Source organism: Bacillus sp. UNC125MFCrub1.1, assembly GCF_000701305.1.
Classification (GTDB): domain Bacteria; phylum Bacillota; class Bacilli; order Bacillales; family Bacillaceae; genus Bacillus; species Bacillus altitudinis.
This window is the reverse complement of sequence record NZ_JNIG01000011.1, coordinates 130,847-148,526: the sequence shown is the minus strand read 5'-3', so window position 1 is coordinate 148,526 and position 17,680 is coordinate 130,847. Positions and strand designations below refer to the sequence as shown.

General features: G+C 40.8%; 22 protein-coding genes. 16 read left to right on the top strand and 6 right to left on the bottom strand.

Going from position 1 to position 17,680, the window contains the following annotated elements; genetic code table 11:
* The first annotated feature begins 63 nt into the window (after positions 1-63).
* Complete coding sequence (locus N521_RS08185) at positions 64-981, top strand: ROK family protein (protein WP_008342363.1); 918 nt, start codon at positions 64-66, stop codon at positions 979-981.
* Positions 982-1,003: 22 nt separating this feature from the next.
* On the opposite strand, the gene N521_RS08180 is transcribed toward N521_RS08185, so the two are convergent.
* On the bottom strand, positions 1,004-1,582 hold the full coding sequence (locus N521_RS08180) for a 5' nucleotidase, NT5C type (RefSeq protein ID WP_008342361.1): 579 nt from the start codon (positions 1,580-1,582) through the stop codon (positions 1,004-1,006).
* Between the two features lie 139 nt (positions 1,583-1,721).
* Here N521_RS08180 and N521_RS08175 point away from each other — a divergent pair, with 139 nt between their 5' ends.
* On the top strand, positions 1,722-2,084 hold the full coding sequence (locus N521_RS08175) for a DUF308 domain-containing protein (RefSeq protein ID WP_008342359.1): 363 nt from the start codon (positions 1,722-1,724) through the stop codon (positions 2,082-2,084).
* A 48-nt stretch (positions 2,085-2,132) separates the two neighbouring features.
* On the opposite strand, the gene ispG is transcribed toward N521_RS08175, so the two are convergent.
* The gene (gene ispG, locus N521_RS08170) at positions 2,133-3,248 is read right to left on the bottom strand and encodes a flavodoxin-dependent (E)-4-hydroxy-3-methylbut-2-enyl-diphosphate synthase (RefSeq protein WP_008342357.1); all 1,116 of its coding nucleotides are present in this window, start codon (positions 3,246-3,248) and stop codon (positions 2,133-2,135) included.
* 106 nt (positions 3,249-3,354) lie between these two features.
* Entirely contained in the window at positions 3,355-3,657 is a 303-nt protein-coding gene (locus N521_RS08165) for a hypothetical protein (RefSeq protein ID WP_007501268.1), read from the bottom strand.
* 184 nt (positions 3,658-3,841) lie between these two features.
* On the opposite strand from N521_RS08165, the gene N521_RS08160 reads away from it, so the two are divergent.
* A complete protein-coding gene (locus N521_RS08160; RefSeq protein WP_035390833.1) occupies positions 3,842-4,387 on the top strand; it encodes a GNAT family N-acetyltransferase in 546 nt (181 codons plus the stop codon).
* A 39-nt stretch (positions 4,388-4,426) separates the two neighbouring features.
* On the opposite strand, the gene N521_RS08155 is transcribed toward N521_RS08160, so the two are convergent.
* Positions 4,427-5,179, bottom strand: coding sequence for a DUF1189 domain-containing protein (locus N521_RS08155; RefSeq protein WP_035390831.1), 753 nt, complete (start codon positions 5,177-5,179; stop codon positions 4,427-4,429).
* A 143-nt stretch (positions 5,180-5,322) separates the two neighbouring features.
* On the opposite strand from N521_RS08155, the gene N521_RS08150 reads away from it, so the two are divergent.
* From N521_RS08150 to pstB (N521_RS08110), 9 genes are all read left to right on the top strand, one after another.
* Positions 5,323-5,808: a DUF456 domain-containing protein gene (locus N521_RS08150; protein WP_007501265.1), complete on the top strand. Its 486-nt coding sequence runs from the start codon at positions 5,323-5,325 to the stop codon at positions 5,806-5,808.
* Positions 5,809-5,991: 183 nt separating this feature from the next.
* Positions 5,992-6,600, top strand: a complete 609-nt coding sequence (sodA, locus tag N521_RS08145) for a superoxide dismutase SodA (protein WP_007501264.1) — start codon at positions 5,992-5,994, stop codon at positions 6,598-6,600.
* A 123-nt stretch (positions 6,601-6,723) separates the two neighbouring features.
* Positions 6,724-8,010, top strand: coding sequence for an MFS transporter (locus N521_RS08140; protein ID WP_008342348.1), 1,287 nt, complete (start codon positions 6,724-6,726; stop codon positions 8,008-8,010).
* Positions 8,011-8,132: 122 nt separating this feature from the next.
* The gene (locus N521_RS08135) at positions 8,133-10,268 is read left to right on the top strand and encodes a peptidoglycan D,D-transpeptidase FtsI family protein (protein WP_035390829.1); all 2,136 of its coding nucleotides are present in this window, start codon (positions 8,133-8,135) and stop codon (positions 10,266-10,268) included.
* Between the two features lie 214 nt (positions 10,269-10,482).
* Entirely contained in the window at positions 10,483-11,400 is a 918-nt protein-coding gene (locus tag N521_RS08130) for a phosphate ABC transporter substrate-binding protein (protein WP_007501261.1), read from the top strand.
* Positions 11,401-11,479: 79 nt separating this feature from the next.
* Positions 11,480-12,406 carry a phosphate ABC transporter permease subunit PstC gene (gene pstC / locus N521_RS08125; protein WP_017367608.1) on the top strand — a complete coding sequence of 309 codons (927 nt, stop codon included), beginning with the start codon at positions 11,480-11,482 and terminating at the stop codon, positions 12,404-12,406.
* Entirely contained in the window at positions 12,406-13,290 is an 885-nt protein-coding gene (pstA, locus tag N521_RS08120) for a phosphate ABC transporter permease PstA (RefSeq protein ID WP_035390827.1), read from the top strand. Before pstC ends, pstA begins: the two co-directional genes overlap by 1 nt.
* Before the next feature lie 23 nt (positions 13,291-13,313).
* Positions 13,314-14,126: a phosphate ABC transporter ATP-binding protein PstB gene (gene pstB, locus N521_RS08115; protein ID WP_007501258.1), complete on the top strand. Its 813-nt coding sequence runs from the start codon at positions 13,314-13,316 to the stop codon at positions 14,124-14,126.
* A gap of 15 nt (positions 14,127-14,141) precedes the next feature.
* Positions 14,142-14,924 carry a phosphate ABC transporter ATP-binding protein PstB gene (gene pstB / locus N521_RS08110; protein WP_017367606.1) on the top strand — a complete coding sequence of 261 codons (783 nt, stop codon included), beginning with the start codon at positions 14,142-14,144 and terminating at the stop codon, positions 14,922-14,924.
* Between the two features lie 44 nt (positions 14,925-14,968).
* Here pstB (N521_RS08110) and N521_RS08105 read toward each other — a convergent pair whose 3' ends face one another.
* Together N521_RS08105 and N521_RS08100 are read right to left on the bottom strand one after the other, a co-directional pair.
* Complete coding sequence (locus tag N521_RS08105) at positions 14,969-15,469, bottom strand: endolytic transglycosylase MltG (protein ID WP_035390825.1); 501 nt, start codon at positions 15,467-15,469, stop codon at positions 14,969-14,971.
* Complete coding sequence (locus N521_RS08100) at positions 15,466-15,813, bottom strand: hypothetical protein (protein WP_003217285.1); 348 nt, start codon at positions 15,811-15,813, stop codon at positions 15,466-15,468. The genes N521_RS08105 and N521_RS08100 overlap by 4 nt, the downstream gene beginning before the upstream one ends.
* Before the next feature lie 451 nt (positions 15,814-16,264).
* Between N521_RS08100 and rpmG the strand changes: the two genes are divergently transcribed.
* The 4 genes from rpmG to N521_RS19655 all read left to right on the top strand — a co-directional run bounded on the left by rpmG (position 16,265) and on the right by N521_RS19655 (position 17,636).
* Positions 16,265-16,414, top strand: coding sequence for a 50S ribosomal protein L33 (gene rpmG / locus N521_RS08090; RefSeq protein WP_008360061.1), 150 nt, complete (start codon positions 16,265-16,267; stop codon positions 16,412-16,414).
* 49 nt (positions 16,415-16,463) lie between these two features.
* The gene (locus tag N521_RS08085) at positions 16,464-17,024 is read left to right on the top strand and encodes a 5-formyltetrahydrofolate cyclo-ligase (protein WP_035390824.1); all 561 of its coding nucleotides are present in this window, start codon (positions 16,464-16,466) and stop codon (positions 17,022-17,024) included.
* A gap of 85 nt (positions 17,025-17,109) precedes the next feature.
* Positions 17,110-17,373 carry a hypothetical protein gene (locus N521_RS08080; protein ID WP_008342327.1) on the top strand — a complete coding sequence of 88 codons (264 nt, stop codon included), beginning with the start codon at positions 17,110-17,112 and terminating at the stop codon, positions 17,371-17,373.
* A gap of 89 nt (positions 17,374-17,462) precedes the next feature.
* Positions 17,463-17,636, top strand: a complete 174-nt coding sequence (locus tag N521_RS19655) for a hypothetical protein (RefSeq protein ID WP_017367602.1) — start codon at positions 17,463-17,465, stop codon at positions 17,634-17,636.
* The last annotated feature ends 44 nt before the right edge of the window (positions 17,637-17,680 follow it).

The following is a 17,680-nucleotide window of genomic DNA, read 5'->3' as shown; positions in this document are numbered from 1 at the left end:
GAGAACAACAGATCATCTATAGAAGCAGATTTGAGTCTTTAGAAATAGGGGGAGGGGTCAAAAGTGGCGTATTATATCGTATTCGATGTAGGCGGGACAAAAACAAAGCACGGGGTCATGAATCGAAATGGTGAGCTGATCACGAGCGGCGACTACGAAACAAACTGCCGGCAGCTTAAGCGGTTTTTAGAGGACATGGAGAACGTGGTGAAAGAGTATCAAAGGACTTGGGATATCAAAGGGATTGCGATGAGTCTTCCGGGGTTTGTTGACAGTCAAACGGGTTATACGGAATTTGCAGGAGCGATTATTGCTTTAAATGGCCAAAATGTCAAAACACTTTTGGAAGAAAAAACATCACTTCGTGTAGAAGTAGAAAATGATGCGAACTGTGCAGCTCTGGCTGAAAAATTTAGTGGTCATGCGAAAGAGTGTGACAGCTTTATATGTATGACGCTTGGGACTGGTGTCGGCGGTGGTATTTTTGCTGGTGGCGAGCTTGTGCGCGGTGCCTCTTTTCGCGGCGGTGAATTTGGCATGATGCTGACAGAAACAGAAAACGGTCAGTTTACCACACTCAACAGCAGTGCTTCGACAGCTGGATTGATACGAAGCTACAAAGAGCAGCAAGGAATTCCACAAAGTCAGCAAATCGACGGTCAAGAAATCTTTGAAAAAGCCAAGCAAGATCCGGCCATTGAGAAGATGATCGATAAGTGGTACAAGCGAATCGCAATTGGCATTTACAATGTGGCAACAGTTCTCAATCCAGAGAAAATCCTCATTGGCGGGGGCGTGAGTGCAAGGCCCGATTTGATTCCAAACATTGAGAAACATTTACATACTTTGCATGCATGGAAAAACATACAGGTGACACTGGAAACGTGCTATTACTTCAATCAGGCAGGTATGATGGGTGCACTTTATCATTTTTTAATAAAAGAAGGACATCATCGTACAATCAAAAAGCCGATACATTAAACGTATCGGCTTTTGATCTGTTTTAGTAAGCAGTTTGCAGACGCTTTTCATACTGTTTGATCCATTGGGATGCTTCTTGCCAATTATTCACGCGAATGATCCGTTCATCAATTGGCATTTGATTATACGGTGAGTTAAACAGAATCACTGGAATGTCAGCTTCTTTTGCAATCATTGTGGCATTGCCATGATGATCTTCAAAAAACACATCGATCTTATGTTTTTGAACAGCTTCCACCTTATGATGTCCGCCAACAAGCTCGATATCGTCATAATGGACATGATTCTCCTCAAACCATTTGTAGGTGATGTCTGAGTGATGCTGCCTTCTGGCTGTGATATAAATCAATTGATGATGATGTTTCATTTGATTGAGGATTTCTTTTGCACCCTCGGCAGGCTTTGCCTGTTTATAAATAAGAGGCTCATACTCATTCATCCAGCCCCAAAATTCTTCATTTGAAATCTTTAAAAGCTTCGTCAAATCATATTCCGTCATATCATCTAGTGTGATGTCACATTGAAACGACTCATTTAAGTAGGGGACAAAGGTGTCCTGCGCCGTGACTGTGCCATCGATATCAATTCCTAAACGTAACATGCCCACACTCCTCATATTTATCCTCTTAAAGTGTAACATAATCAATTCACAATTCCAGCAAGTTTTAGCAAACATGAAACAGACATTTTTGCTCATACTAAAAAAGCTCCTTTCTATTAACCAAAAGGGGGAATTGATCATGGAAAGAGACGAAGATTTCAGAAGAAATGATCGTGAAATCGACACACACTTTAGTAATGATGATGGCTATTTAGAGGAAACAGCTGCTGAAATAGCAGAGCCATATCAAGCATCAAGAGATCGTGAAGACAGAAGAGAACGTGACCATGTAGGTGACGATTCAGGCAGTAAGGGGATAGGCTATACAGCACTCGCGATTGCGATTATCTCATTATTTGTCTTGCCGGTGCTATTAGGGGTAGCGGCAATTGTCGTTGGTTATATTGCAAGAAGAAAAGGAGCACATGCGCTTGGCGCGTGGTCAATCGGGATCGGAATCGTTTCCGTCATCCTCGGCATCTTTATCACCCCGTTCTTTTAACAGGACAGGAACAGAAAAACGCCTGACAGTGATGTCAGGCGTTCTTTGTTATGCGTTCGCTTGTTTTGCTTTTTCAGCTTCCATTTTTGCATAATGTTCTTCAGCGATTTTATCGATTTCTTTTTTCAGTTCTTCGACCATTGTTTCTTCTGGCACTTTCCGAACGATTTCACCTTTGCGGAATAAAAGGCCTTCACCTCTAGCGCCAGCGATGCCGATATCAGCTTCACGCGCTTCACCCGGACCGTTTACAGCACATCCGAGAACAGCTACTTTGATCGGTGCTTTAATTTTAGAAATATATTCTTCGACTTCATTTGCAATGCTAATGAGGTCAATTTCAATTCGTCCACAAGTTGGACAAGAGATGAGTGTTGCTGCATTTGATGCAAGGCCAAATGATTTTAATAATTCACGTGCCACTTTGACTTCTTCGACCGGGTCAGCACTTAATGAAATACGGAGTGTGTTACCAATCCCCATATTCAAGATTGCGCCAAGACCAGCTGCACTTTTGACCGTACCTGCAAATAACGTACCTGATTCTGTAATCCCAAGATGAAGAGGATAATCAAAGGCTTTTGCTGCTTTTTCGTATGCCTCAATCGCAAGGTTTACATCAGATGCTTTCATACTGACAATGATGTCATGAAAATCTAGGTCTTCTAAAATTTTAATGTGATGCAGTGCACTTTCAACCATACCATCTGCTGTTGGATAGCCGTATTTATCAAGAATCTTTTTCTCGAGTGAACCGGCGTTTACCCCAATACGAATTGGAATGCCTTTTTCTTTTGCCGCTTTCACAACAGCTTCGACTTTTTCTCGTCTTCCGATGTTTCCTGGGTTGATACGAATTTTGTCTGCACCTGCTTCAATCGCTTTCAGTGCAAGCTTGTAGTCAAAATGAATGTCGACAACAAGGGGAATGTTGATTTGTTTTTTAATGTCCGCAATCGCATTTGCTGCACGCTCATCTGGGCATGCGACACGCACGATTTGACAGCCAGCTTCTTCTAAACGTTTAATTTCAGCTACTGTCGCTTCGACATCATGTGTTTTGGTTGTCGCCATACTTTGAATGACGACTTCATTGTTTCCACCTATAGTTAAAGGTCCCACTTTGACGGGACGCGTTTTTGTACGATGTGTGACTTCACTCACTTGTCAATCGCTCCTTAGTGTACATGCAATTCGTTTGCAGTGTACGACGTGTTTTACATCTCATATTGTAACAGTCTCTTTATATGAATGACAAGGAATTAACGTTTTATCTCTTATAGACCGGAAACTTGTATGTGCTGCCTGCCCGAATTTCGTTCGCTTTGACGCCTTGATTCAGTGCTTCAAAGTCTTCGATCACTTCATCTAATGGCTTACTTGTATGTACGATAGAGACGACGGTTTGACCTTGTTTAACAGTGACAGTTTTATATGCCTGTTTTTCAGCTGTTTGAAAGGCGCTGGCGGGAACAGCAGGTCCTTCCTGAACGGGGATCGTTCCATTTTTCAAATCAAAAAAGATAATAAAGAGGACAAACAAACTGACTAGTAAAAAAATAATTCGCCGCATTTTACTCACCGCTTTTAAGAGTTTACTTCAGTGTATGTTTGTCCCTGAGTTGATAGAACAAAAAGAGTGAAAAAGCTAGGAAGGGTGGTTCTAGTGAGTTCTATTATGACTTGTAATCGGAAAAATCTTTGATAAGCCTAAGCCCTTTCTTTATTATGATAAAATAAAAAAAGGGGGAGAGTATATGAAGAAAATCAGTCAGAATATATATGTAAGAACACTAACAGAAAGTGATGCAGAAGCTCTATTAACACTTGAACGAGAGAATCGCACTTATTTTCAGCAATTTACACCTTTGGTTCAGGATGATTTTTTTACTGTACCTCGTCAAAAGGAACGGATTAACCGCAGTATGCAAAGGCGTGCAAAAGATGAAGCCTATATGCACGGTATTTTCTTAAATGAAACAGATGCATTAATTGGAACGATCTCACTCCATTCTGTTGAAAGAGGACCGATTCAAGGGGCTTTGCTTGGATATGTGCTTGATGAAAGGCAAGGCGGGAAGGGGTATATGACAGAGGCGATTCGTTTGATTATCGATTATGCCTTTTATGAATTGTACCTTCACCGCATTGAGGCTGGCGTAAAACCATCTAACATTGGTTCCATTCGTGTGCTTGAGAAGACAGGGTTTGAAAATGAGGGACTTCATCGTAAAAAAGTAAAGATCAATGATCAGTGGGAGGATCACTATATGTTTGCGATCATCCATCCAGATGAGTCATAGGGTCAAAACAAATAAAAAAGCTCCCCGAAATGAGGGAGCTTATTTTTTTGCAGGTATTTCTTTAACGACAAGATATAAGAAAATAAAGTTAATCACCCAATTTAATAAAAATGAGTTCGCAACCGGCGTGTTTAATGCACTCATGATGGCGAAAAAGACGGTTGTTAATGTGAGTGAATAGGCAGAGAGCTTCCAAAGCATTTGAAAGGACAGCTCTTTTTGCTGCATTCGTTTAATAAATGTACCAAGCATGGCTAGGAATGTTGCGCTGATGAACATGAGAGCAGCAGTAGATAGGTACAGCAGGACACAAATGACAGGGATAATGATCGCTTGATTCTGGTTTGTGACGCTGGCAAGTTCATCTTTTGTGAGTGTTCCGCCAAGCAGCTGGTATGGAATATCTGTCATTTGTCCGTCAATGGCAATCACTGCTTTTTCTTTCAATAACGCAATGGCTGTTTGTTTTGATTCAAGCTCACTTGATTTTATTTTTTCAGCGGGATCAAAAATAATCGTGATGCCGTTTTCTTCTTTTTCGATCGGCGTGCTTTGATCCGCTTGAAGCGTTCCTTTTTCAATGGAAAAGTCGGGTAAATCTTTTTTTATCACATGCTGAAATCCTGACATCGCATTTGAAATCTCTTTGCTCATATGATAGCCCTGGGGGACAGCTGCGATGATCGAAAGGATAAAGATGAATAAAATAGCCTTTCCAATCCCAGTAAAACGTGCTCTGGCAATATCTTTTGGTGAATAAATTCCTTTTAACAATAAACTAAATACGTTCAACCGATTCACTTCCTACATTCTTTTCTATTTCTCACATTGTATCAATGTCTATCCATCCAGTACAAGTACGGCCTTCATTGCTGGTTAAGATAGAAGGAATGAGGCATAATGTATACAGCATATAAAAAGGAGGCGGCTGCGGATTGGACGTGCTGTATTGGATTTTGATCGGCTGTGCATTTATCATTGCGTTTGTGGGACTTGTCTATCCAATCATTCCTAGTGTGGTTTTCATGGTTCTTGGGTTTATTTTATATGGGCTCTTTTTTAGCTTTGAGAAATTGACGCTCACCTTTTGGCTCATTCAAGCCATGTTTACAGCTGTGTTATTTGCCGCGGATTATGTCTCCAATCTGATTGGGGTGAAACGCTTTGGCGGCAGCCGGGCGGCCATTTGGGGAAGTACCATTGGGCTTTTAGCCGGTCCTTTTGTGATTCCGATTGCTGGAATTATCATTGGTCCATTTATCGGCAGTGTCATCGCAGAGCTGCTCGTTCATCAAAAAGATCTGAAGACAAGTGTGAAAGTTGGGCTTGGCTCATTAATTGGTTTTGTGTCAGGCGTATTTGCAAAAGGGTTGATTCAAGCACTGATGCTGGGAATCTTTTTGTTTTATGTGCTTCGCTAAATGGAAAATCGGTGTTTAACACTCTTTCTGAAGGGTTAAATACAAAATAAACACTGAAATGTTTCAGATCATGAGCAATAACGTTGAAACAAGCCGTTTCTTTTGATACTCTTTGATTAGGGTGAATTGCTTGCTTACTAAGGAAGCATTTCAGTACATACATTTCTAAGGAGGAATTTAACCATGGCTTTTAAACTTCCAGAATTACCATATGCTTACGATGCATTAGAACCACATATCGACAAGGAAACAATGACGATTCACCACACAAAACACCATAACACTTATGTAACAAACTTAAACAAAGCAATCGAAGGTGTATCAGCTCTTGAAGATCAATCAATTGAAGAGCTAGTGGCTAACTTGAACTCTGTGCCTGAAAACATTCGTACAGCTGTACGTAACAATGGCGGAGGACATGCGAACCACTCATTATTCTGGACGCTTCTTTCACCAAACGGTGGCGGCGCACCAACTGGTGAACTTGCAGATGCGATCGAAAAAGAATTAGGCGGATTTGAAAAATTCAAATCTGATTTCGCTGCAGCAGCTGCAGGACGCTTTGGTTCTGGTTGGGCATGGCTTGTTGTGAACAATGGCAAACTTGAAATCACAAGCACACCAAACCAAGATTCTCCTTTAACTGAAGGAAAAACACCAATCCTAGGACTAGACGTTTGGGAGCATGCTTACTACCTAAACTACCAAAACCGTCGTCCTGATTACATTTCAGCATTCTGGAATGTTGTGAACTGGGATGAAGTGGCTCGCCTTTACAGCGAAGCTAAATAAATGATTTGATTTGAAAAGGCCTGCTTCTCTCTGAGAGCGGGTCTTTTTATATTTTCCCTCCTTTTTTTACATATCTGCCTTTTGATGAGACAGACTATTGTGTAGAAAAGGAGAATGAATGATATGAGCAGATTAAAGAAAATGTTCGGGGACATGGATGTCACAAGAGATTTATTGCTCCTCCTCACGATTGGCGGATTATACGCACTTGCGATTGCGCTTTCGAATACGTTTGTGAACGTGTATTTATGGAAACAGTCTGGGCGATTTACAGACCTTGCGATTTATAACTTGGCAATTGTTGTCCTTCAGCCCATTACCTTTTTATTTGCTGGACGGCTCGCTAAAAAAATAGATCGTGCATTTGTCCTTCGTTTCGGTGTCATCTTCTTAGCCGCTTTTTACTTAATTGTTCTCATGGCAGGAGAGCAAGCGGCAGCTCGGCTCGTGTTATTAGGCAGTGTGCTTGGAATCGGCTATGGTTTTTACTGGCTTGCCTTTAACGTGCTCACTTTTGAGATTACTGAACCTGAAACAAGGGATTTCTTTAATGGATTTTTAGGAGTGCTTACCTCTACAGCCGGTATGATCGGGCCGCTCATTGCAGGAATTGTGATTTCTCAATTAACGGATGATACAGGCTATACAGTGATTTTCACTTTATCGCTTTTTTTGTTTTCACTAGCGGTTGTGATGAGTTTTTTCCTCAAGAGGAGACAATCAAAAGGAAAATTTATCATTAAGCAAATTTGGAAAGAGCGCCATGCGGACGAGAATTGGCGTAAGATCACAACTGCTCACTTTTTTCAGGGGCTCCGTGAAGGCGTGTTTGTCTTTTTAATCAGTGTCTTTGTGTTTATTGCAACAAACAGTGAGCTTGCTTTAGGCACATTTGGTCTAGTCAATTCAGGTGTTGCCTTTTTTGCCTATTTTTTTGCTACTCGTTTGATTAAGAAAAAATGGCGTAAAAAAGCGATTATGTTTGGCGGGCTTATTTTATACGGCGCTTTATTTTTAATCGTCTTTCACTTGTCCTATGTATCACTGCTTATGTACGCTGTAGCCATTGCGATCGGCTACCCGCTTCTGCTTGTTCCGTATGTCTCTTTAACTTACGATGTCATCGGTCATGCCAGATATGCAAGAAAAGCCCGAATTGAATATATTGTCGTCAGAGAACTATTTTTAAATGCAGGGCGTATTTGTTCGATTGTCTTTTTTCTTTTATCTGTCACCTTACTGGGCGATCGGCTTGGGATTCCTGCTTCACTTGTCGTACTCGGAGCGGGGCACACCCTTATTTATTATTTTGTAAAGGACATTCATTTAAAAGAGAAAACAGCTGATATAGAAGAGGCTGACGGTCAAAAGCCTGTTTCTCAAACGAACCTTATGAAGGGAGAAAGGTAAAATTTCTTACCAATGGAACATCAAATTTCTAGATAAATGATAGAAAAACCGCTAAAATGATGATGGCACCTTTTATACACAAAAAGGGGTGCCATTTCTTTCTTGATAGAAAAGGTGATGTGATGAGAAACAAGAAAAACAAAAAAGACGCAAAGGAAGGGCGCAAAACACTTCCGATCCGGCTGAATTTATTATTTTTAGCTGCGTTCATTATTTTTACCGGTGTTGTGGTCAGACTCGGTTTTGTGCAGATTGTGAATGGAGAAGATTATAAAAAGCAGGCAGAAAAACAAGAAGACGTGAATGTCAGCTCGTCTGCTCCGCGAGGAAAAATTTATGATCGAAACTATAACACGATTGTCAGCAATAAAGCGCTAAATGCCATTACATATACGAGAACCTCGACGACTTCACAAGAAGAGCGGCTCAAAGTGGCAACAAAATTAGCGGATATGATTCACGTAAGTACGAAGAAAATCACAGATCGTGATAAAAAAGATTTCTGGATCTTAACCCATCCGAATGAAGCGAAAAAGCTTGTTCAAAAAGAAGCCGATTTAAAGGGTGACGATAAGGTCTCTGATGATAAACTATACGAGCTCCAGCTGAAACGCATCACAGACAAGGAATTAAATCAACTGACGAAAAAAGATTTGCAAGTGCTTGCGATTAAAAGACAAATGGATGCAGGCTATGCACTTACGCCTCAATTCATTAAAAATGAAGATGTAAAACCAAGTGAAATTGCTTACGTCTCTGAGCATTTGGACGAGCTGCCAGGTGTAGATGTCACAACAGACTGGTCACGCAGCTATCCTTATAAAGGACTTCTCCGCAGTATGCTCGGCAGTGTGACTTCAAGTGATGAAGGTCTTCCGTCGTCACTGCTTGAACATTATCTATCACTCGGCTACAGCCGAAATGATCGTGTAGGAAAAAGCTATCTTGAATATCAATATGAAGATGTCCTGCAAGGTCAAAAAGAAAAAGAACAAAGTACAACAGATAAAGAAGGCAATGTCACAAGCTCTAAAGTGTTAACAGAAGGAAAGAGCGGGAAAGACCTTGTGCTGACGATTGATATTCAGCTGCAAAAAGCGGTGGAAAAAATCATCGAAAAGAACTTGAAAAGTGCGAAGCAAAGAGGCGGCACAGAACTTCTTGATCGTGCGTTTGTTGTCATGATGGACCCGAGAAATGGGGAAGTGCTCTCGATTGCGGGTAAACAGATTTCCAATAAGAATGGGACATACAAATTTGATGACTATGCACTAGGAACGATGACATCATCATATGCGATGGGATCAGCAGTAAAAGGGGCAACTGTGCTGACAGGTTATAAAACAGGCGTCCTTCATATTGGAAGCACCCAATACGATGAACCGCTCTATATCGCTCAGTCACCGCCGAAAAAATCCTATCAAAATATGGGACTCATTAATGATTTAACCGCACTAGAACGTTCATCAAACGTGTATATGTTTAAAACAGCGATTGCAATTGGGAAAGGGGAATATCGTAAGAATCAGCCGCTCCCAATTGATACAAAGGCGTTTGATACGTTCCGTTACAATTTTAGTAAATTTGGTCTTGGAGTGGAGACAGGTATTGACCTGCCAAACGAAGCAACTGGCTATCGTGGAACGTCTACACAATCCGGTCTTTTACTTGACTATGCGATTGGACAATATGACACGTTTACACCGCTACAAATGGCGCAATACGTCTCAACGATTGCCAATGGCGGCTATCGTTTACGTCCTCAGCTCGTAAAAGAAGTGAGAGAGCCAGATCCGCAAAGAGGCATTGGGGCTGTAACGGAGTCCGTCAAGCCGGATGTACTGAATAAGCTCGATATGACAAGTGATGAGATCAAACGCGTACAGCAAGGATTCAAGCTTGTGATGCAGAACCCAAGAGGGACAGCATATTCGAACTTTGGCAACAAAAAATACAATCCAGCTGGCAAAACAGGGACCGCTCAATCATTCTATGACGGCCCGATTAAAAGCAAACGCGGCACACCGACGTATAACACAACACTTGTTGCGTATGCGCCTGCTGATAATCCAGAAGTAGCGATTTCAGTTGTCGTGCCTTGGGTGTATCAAGATTACAACCAGCGCTATCCGATTACAAATGATATTGGTGAACAAGTATTAGACAAGTACTTTGAACTGAAATCGAAACAGGAAAGCAATGATACACAAGCGAAGAACAAAAACAAAATTGAAAATGAAGCAGAAACAAATAACTAGACCTATTCTAGGTAAAAACGCTCACTTTTTGTGGGCGTTTTTTTATATTTTCTTCAAACTTTTCGATATAAATTGACAAAAATCATAAAAAACCCCGCAATTTCTCTACAAATCTTCGACATTTACAAAACCTTAACATTCCATTTAAACGAAATTAATAAAGAACCTTTAATGTATTACTCGTAGGACAAATTATTCAGGGGGTATTCTTGAAATGAAAAAGAACAAATTATGGCTGCTTACTTTCCTTACTATCGCATTGTTAGCATTCGTCACAGCATGCGGAAACAGCAGCTCAAGCGGAGATTCAAAAGACAGTAAAGGAAATGCTTCAAACAAAGATGAGGCATCAGGTTCCATTACCATCTCAGGATCATCTGCGATGCAGCCTTTAGTTCTTGCGGCAGCAGAAAAATTCATGGATAAACATCCAAAAGCCGATATTCAAGTACAAGCCGGCGGTTCAGGAACAGGACTTTCTCAAGTATCAGAAGGATCTGTACAAATTGGGAACTCAGATGTATTCGCAGAAGAGAAAGACGGAATCGACGCAAAAGCTTTAAAAGACCACAAAGTAGCAGTTGTTGGAATGGCGGCAGCTGTTAACCCTGAAGTTGGTGTCAAAGACATCACAAAGGACGAATTGAAAAAAATCTTCACTGGTAAAATCAAAAACTGGAAAGAGCTTGGCGGGAAAGACCAAAAAATCACACTTGTGAACAGACCTGACTCATCAGGAACTCGTGCAACATTTGTGAAATATGCACTTGACGGCGCGACTCCTGCAGAAGGAATCACAGAGGATTCTTCAAACACAGTGAAAAAGTTGATTGCAGAAACACCAGGTGCGATTGGGTACCTAGCATTCTCTTATTTAACAGATGACAAAATTACACCGCTTAGCATTGATGGTGTGAAACCAGAAGAAAGCAATGTAGAAAGCGGTAAATATACAATTTGGGCATATGAGCACTCTTATACAAAAGGTGAGCCAGACGGTTTAGCAAAACAATTTTTAGATTACTTGATGAGTGACGAAGTACAAAAAGAAATCGTTAAAGACCAAGGCTACATCTCAGTCTCTAATATGAAAGTAGAAAGAGACGCAACAGGCAAACAAACAGATAAGTAAAAGGTCTTGAATTGATGATGAAGGAAAAGTGGAGCTTTTCACTTTTCCTTTTATGACATTCATAGGAGTGTAGAAAAAGATGAAACAGATAGAACATACAGAAGCGAGCGATCGACTGATCAGCTCGAAAAAAAATAGGCAAATGGATGAAGTAAGAGGAAGTATTTTGGTGAAATTTTGCGCATTCTTAATGATTGCTGTATCAATTGCCATCACAATCTTCCTTGGTATTAAGGGTTTACAATCTTTCATCGTAAATGGTGTAAGCCCAATTGAGTTCTTAACCAGTATCAATTGGAACCCTACAGCAGAAAATCCGCAATACGGCGCATTTCCGTTTATCTTTGGTTCAATCGCTGTCACGCTTCTATCAGCACTCATAGCAGCACCGCTAGGCATCGCAGGAGCGATCTTTATGACAGAAATTGCACCTGCATGGGGACGGAAAATTCTCCAGCCAGTGATTGAACTGCTTGTAGGGATTCCATCCGTTGTTTACGGATTCATAGGTCTTACAGTATTGGTGCCGTTTATTGGACACTTCAAGTTAAGCGGTTCAGGGCACAGTGTTTTAGCAGGAACGATTGTCCTGTCTATTATGATTCTGCCGACTGTTACATCCATTGCAACTGATGCAATGGCTTCACTTCCAAAAAGTTTACGTGAGGGATCGTATGCATTAGGCGCAACAAGATGGCAAACGATCAGACGTGTTCTTGTACCGGCAGCGCTTCCGACATTAATGACAGCGGTCGTGCTTGGAATGGCAAGAGCATTTGGAGAAGCCCTTGCCGTTCAGATGGTCATTGGAAACACGCGTAATCTACCAGAAAGTATTATGGACACAGCTGGTACATTAACTACCATTATTACGTTAAACATGGGACATACAACGTATGGAAGTGTTGAAAACAATACACTTTGGTCAATGGGACTTGTCCTTCTAGTTGTATCATTTATGTTCATACTCATTATCAGATACTTGTCATCTAGGAGGAAGATTTAATGAATAGCAAAATGACCGATCGTTTTGCCACAATCGTTTTTGGATTATGTGCCGTCATTATTACGGCGATACTTGTTGGCTTGTTTTCTTATATCATCTTCAACGGTGCCAAAGAATTAAATTTTGACTTTTTGACTACCCGCTCAAGTGCGATTGGCTCTGGCGGCGGTATCAGGGATCAGCTGTTTAACTCGTTTTACATTCTATTTATTACGATGCTGTTTACTGTGCCTCTTGGCGTGGGCGGTGGGGTGTACATGGCAGAATATGCACCTCAAAACAAAGTGACTGATTTTATTCGTACATGTATTGAAGTGTTATCGTCTCTGCCATCGATCGTCATCGGTATGTTTGGTTTGCTGATGTTTGTTAATTTAACAGGATGGGGCTATACGATCATCGGAGGAGCCCTTGCGCTGACTGTCTTTAATCTGCCAGTGATGGTCAGGGTGACAGAAGATGCACTTCGATCTGTACCGAAGGATCAAAAGGAAGCATCGCTTGCGCTCGGTGTGACAAAGTGGCATACAGTGAAGACGGTTCTGATCCCAGGTGCGATTCCATCCATTATTACAGGAGCGATTTTAGCATCGGGAAGAGTTTTCGGTGAGGCGGCTGCTCTTCTTTTCACAGCAGGTCTTTCAACACCGCGTCTTGATTTTACAAACTGGAGTCCTTTCTCCGATACGTCACCACTGAATATTTTTAGACCGGCAGAAACATTAGCCGTTCATATATGGAACGTCAATACACAGGGGATTATTCCAGATGCAGAGGCCATTGCAAATGGTGCATCAGCCGTACTTGTGCTCTCTGTATTAGTATTCAACTTAGCAGCTAGATGGCTTGGTTCATTTATTCATAAGAAGCTTACGTCAAAATAAATAGTGAGAGGTGTGAAGGGGATATGGTTCAAATGCTAGCAGAAAAAAAAGAGATTGCAGCAAAAAAGGCTCCACTTCAAGCGGAACAGATTCTACAGGTGCAGGATTTAAGTATTTATTATGGTGAAAAAAGAGCGGTCAATCAAATTTCATTTGAAATTGAAAAAAATGCAATCACTGCATTAATCGGCCCATCAGGGTGCGGAAAATCGACTTTTTTACGCAGTATTAACCGCATGAACGACCTAATTCCAGGTGCACGAAGTGAAGGGGCGATCATGTACGAAGGGTTAAATATTTTGGATGATCGTATTAATGTGGTGAATTTAAGAAGAGAAATCGGGATGGTCTTCCAAAAGCCAAATCCATTTCCTAAATCCATCTACAACAACATTACGCATGCGCTAAAATATGCGGGTGAAAAAAGGAAATCAGTGCTTGATGATGCGGTAGAAGAAAGCTTAACAAAGGCAGCACTATGGGATGAGGTCAAGGATCGCTTGCACCGATCTGCCTTATCATTATCAGGCGGCCAGCAGCAGCGCCTCTGTATTGCACGTACCCTTGCGATGAAACCTAGCGTGCTTTTATTAGATGAACCGGCTTCTGCCTTAGACCCGATCTCAAATGCAAAAATTGAAGAGCTATTATCGGAATTAAAACATGATTATTCGATTGTCATTGTCACACACAATATGCAGCAAGCGTTACGTGTATCTGATCATACAGCCTTTTTCCTGAATGGTGATCTAGTGGAATACGATGCGACTGAACGTATCTTTACACGTCCTGCGCAGCAAAAAACAGAAGACTATATTAATGGTCGATTCGGATAAGGCGGGTGGATTTTGATGAATGCAGTAGCAACTGAAACAGCCAAAAAAGAAGTGTTTCGTGTGAATGATATGAACCTTTGGTACGGACAGCATCACGCACTGAAGCATATTGATTTAGACATTAAAGAGCATGAGGTCACAGCGATTATCGGTCCGTCCGGCTGCGGAAAGTCAACTTTTATAAAGACCTTAAATCTCATGGTCAAAACAGTGCCAGGTGTGAAAATCACCGGGGATATGATGTATAACGGTGACAATATTTTAAAAGGTCGTGTCGATCTAGTGGAACTGCGTAAAAACGTCGGGATGGTCTTTCAAAAAGGAAACCCATTCCCTCAATCTATCTTTGATAATGTCGTCTACGGGCCAAGAATTCACGGGGTGAAGAGCAAGCAGCAATTGAAAGAAATCGCTGAAAAAGCGCTTCGTGATGTTGCCCTTTGGGATGAAGTGAAAGATCGATTAAGTGCGCCTGCATTAGGTCTTTCCGGCGGTCAGCAGCAGCGTCTTTGTATCGCAAGAGCCATTGCCACAAGCCCGGATATTCTATTAATGGATGAACCAACATCTGCGCTTGATCCTGTTTCAACATTAAAGATTGAAGAATTAATCATGAAATTGAAAGAGAAATATACGATTGCCATTGTGACGCATAATATGCAGCAAGCGGCAAGGGTATCAGACCGAACAGCGTTCTTCTTGATGGGCGAGCTTGTTGAGGTCAATGATACGAATGTGATGTTCTCAGAGCCAAATGATCAAAGAACAAATGATTATATATCAGGACGATTTGGATAATCAAAAACCCCCTGGAGGTCAATGCCGCCAGGGGGTTTTTGATGTTATTTTGTTAAGGCTTTGACGATTTGTTTGAATGTCATACCTGTTTTTAAATTGAATTTGCCGGCACGAATTTCTTTATGGTAGCCTGCGTCTATCACATAATCATTAAAATCTTTAGACGAGTTGATGATTCCGTCCTTTTCAAGCATGTCTGAAACATCACTTGTGCTCATACCGTTTTTAATCACGAATTTAACCGTTTTGCCTTTTGGCTTGTCCGTTGTTTTTTTATCGTTCTGAGAATCGCCGTCTTCATTTGCTTTCAGCGCTTTTTCTTTATAATCAAGAAGTTGTTGATATGTTTCACGGCTGACGGAGACTTCTTTTTTAGAGTCTAAGTAATTTTTCACGTCAGTGTCTGTCACTTTTGCTGCGAGGGTTTCTTTTGTTGTAGAATCAGCTGCCGCTTCATCTTTTCCAGTAAGGAAAAAGACGATCGCCAGAACACCAGTTGCAAGAATCATACCTGCTGCAAACGTTTGGATGCTTTTTTTCGTCATACAAGCACCCTCTCGTTGTCTTTAATGATCATGTTCACATCTTCTACAGATACATGTTCAGCGCGCGCAATCGCCTCAGGAGACATGCCATTTTGATGCTTTGAAATGATTTGTCTTGCAATAGATGGATCAATTTCTGAATGCTTGCGGACAACGATGTTTGTTTCAAGCAATTCTTCTTCAAGAACCTTCATTTTCTTTTTCAGTTTATAGATTTCTTGCATTGCAGATAGTTGAAGTGTTTCAAGTTCCTGTTCGACTTCTTTAATCGGCTCTCTTTGAAAATATGAGAATGCGATCAGTACAATACTGACAACAAGCAATCCGATAATTGCAATTTCCATGTTTCATCACCTTTTATTCATATTTTAATGCTGAAAGCCAAAAAAGGCTCTCATGATTGTTTCAGACAGTTTTCGACCCTTCTTTTTTATACCATAAAAAAGCTAGTTTCAAAAGGAATTGCTGAAAAAATCACCTTTTTTTCATCATTTTTCTTTTTATAGGGAAACCAAGTATGAAAACCTTGCCCGCTGTTAAAATAAAAGAAGACGGATCAGATGAAAAAAAGCTGTGGAACAAAGAAGGGGTTCTCATGTATACAGTACGACAAAGAACGTGTTTTTATAGGGGAGAAGGCGATTTTTCATCACATGACCAGACAATATGGATCAGGATGCGGGTGGAATGCATTGAAAAATGAAATTGGTGAAAAAACATTCTAGCATTCCTTAGCTAGAAGTGGTATTATAGTTAGGTCTGAATGTGAATTGATTTTAGTTTGGAGGGAAAAACATGCGCGTAAATATTACTCTAGCTTGCACTGAATGCGGTGAGCGTAACTATATTACTAAAAAGAATAAGCGAAACAATCCAGATCGCGTTGAATTCAAAAAGTATTGCTCACGTGATAAAAAACAAACTTTACATCGTGAAACAAAGTAAGCAGCAGGGAATTTTCCTGCTGTTTTTTTATGATGGGAGATGAACCTGTATGAAAAAGGAGCTCCGCCTTCAAACATTGGCCATGCTTGAGCAGTTAAGCACTGAAGAGTTCAATCGCTATGCTTCTCTACTTCATGAACACGTGCTGCAGCTGTCAGAATGGAAACAGGCGAAAACGATTGCTTTGACTATGTCTAGGGGAAAAGAAATACCGACAATGCCTCTGATTGAAAAAGCGTGGGAAGAAGGAAAAACAGTTTGTATTCCCACCTGTTTTCCGAAAACAAAAGAGATGGTGTTTTATGAATATACACCTGAAACAAAGATGACATCCAGCTACTTTGGACTATTGGAGCCAGACCCTCTTGAGTCTACAGCTGTACATAAAGAAGCCATTGATTTGATCATTGTTCCTGGGGTGTGCTTCGATCAGAACGGCTACCGGATTGGGTTTGGTGGGGGCTATTATGATCGCTACTTAGCGGACTACCACGGCGTAACCATTGCCCTTTGTTTGTCTTTACAGCAGACGAGGCATATTCCGGCTGAAGCGCACGACATACCGGTATCTATGATTGTCAGTGAAAAAGGTACGTTATATCAAAAGTGAAAGCCCGCTCATTGTCCAAAAACGGGCTTTTTGTGTTGAGATCTTTTCATTAGCTCAGGGCATTTTATCTAGTAGGAGTCATATATTGAAAAAATTTCGAGGAAAGAAAAGATACTTCCGTAATTTGTGGGAGGAAGTGAATACTTTTGACTTACAACTCGAACATGATTCATGGGTTTATTTTTGGCATACACACCTTGATTTTTTTGGAGTCGGAAAAATAAGAAGAGAGTATATCAAAGCGTTCAAAGATTTAATCGACCTTCATCAATTTGGCGGTTCTTATGATCAATCAGAGTGTGAAGAGGTCTATTATATCCAATCAAAAGAACAAGGGATTAGAGTGTGAAAGTAGATCGCATGGTAAGAGATAAAAATGATGGTTCATGCATAAACAAATCCTATTTAAGCCACGATACGAACATAGGAGGGAATATGATGAATAAAATGATTTGGAGCATTGTGTTCACACTGTTTGCATTCGTTCTTGTGCAAAATCGTTATCGGCTCATGAATTTGATCTTAGGTCAAAACCAAGTGCGTCACTTTTTTATTAAATGGCTGATGAAAATCCCATATTTTCGGACGAAATTTATTCGCCAAGCATTCTAATCCCGCAAAAGCCGGGATTTTTTTGTTGAGAAATGCGTATAAGA

Coding starts and splice junctions, on each gene's coding strand:
- pstB (WP_017367606.1), top strand. CDS start 14,142: ATGAATGCAGTAGCAACTGAAACAGCCAAAAAAGAAGTGTTTCGTGTG.
- N521_RS08140 (WP_008342348.1), top strand. CDS start 6,724: ATGAGCAGATTAAAGAAAATGTTCGGGGACATGGATGTCACAAGAGAT.
- sodA (WP_007501264.1), top strand. CDS start 5,992: ATGGCTTTTAAACTTCCAGAATTACCATATGCTTACGATGCATTAGAA.
- N521_RS08105 (WP_035390825.1), bottom strand. CDS start 15,469: ATGACGAAAAAAAGCATCCAAACGTTTGCAGCAGGTATGATTCTTGCA.
- N521_RS08085 (WP_035390824.1), top strand. CDS start 16,464: ATGAAAAAGGAGCTCCGCCTTCAAACATTGGCCATGCTTGAGCAGTTA.
- pstA (WP_035390827.1), top strand. CDS start 12,406: ATGAATAGCAAAATGACCGATCGTTTTGCCACAATCGTTTTTGGATTA.
- N521_RS08175 (WP_008342359.1), top strand. CDS start 1,722: ATGGAAAGAGACGAAGATTTCAGAAGAAATGATCGTGAAATCGACACA.
- N521_RS19655 (WP_017367602.1), top strand. CDS start 17,463: ATGAATAAAATGATTTGGAGCATTGTGTTCACACTGTTTGCATTCGTT.
- N521_RS08165 (WP_007501268.1), bottom strand. CDS start 3,657: ATGCGGCGAATTATTTTTTTACTAGTCAGTTTGTTTGTCCTCTTTATT.
- N521_RS08100 (WP_003217285.1), bottom strand. CDS start 15,813: ATGGAAATTGCAATTATCGGATTGCTTGTTGTCAGTATTGTACTGATC.
- N521_RS08180 (WP_008342361.1), bottom strand. CDS start 1,582: ATGTTACGTTTAGGAATTGATATCGATGGCACAGTCACGGCGCAGGAC.
- pstB (WP_007501258.1), top strand. CDS start 13,314: ATGGTTCAAATGCTAGCAGAAAAAAAAGAGATTGCAGCAAAAAAGGCT.
- rpmG (WP_008360061.1), top strand. CDS start 16,265: ATGCGCGTAAATATTACTCTAGCTTGCACTGAATGCGGTGAGCGTAAC.
- N521_RS08160 (WP_035390833.1), top strand. CDS start 3,842: ATGAAGAAAATCAGTCAGAATATATATGTAAGAACACTAACAGAAAGT.
- N521_RS08135 (WP_035390829.1), top strand. CDS start 8,133: ATGAGAAACAAGAAAAACAAAAAAGACGCAAAGGAAGGGCGCAAAACA.
- pstC (WP_017367608.1), top strand. CDS start 11,480: ATGAAACAGATAGAACATACAGAAGCGAGCGATCGACTGATCAGCTCG.
- N521_RS08130 (WP_007501261.1), top strand. CDS start 10,483: ATGAAAAAGAACAAATTATGGCTGCTTACTTTCCTTACTATCGCATTG.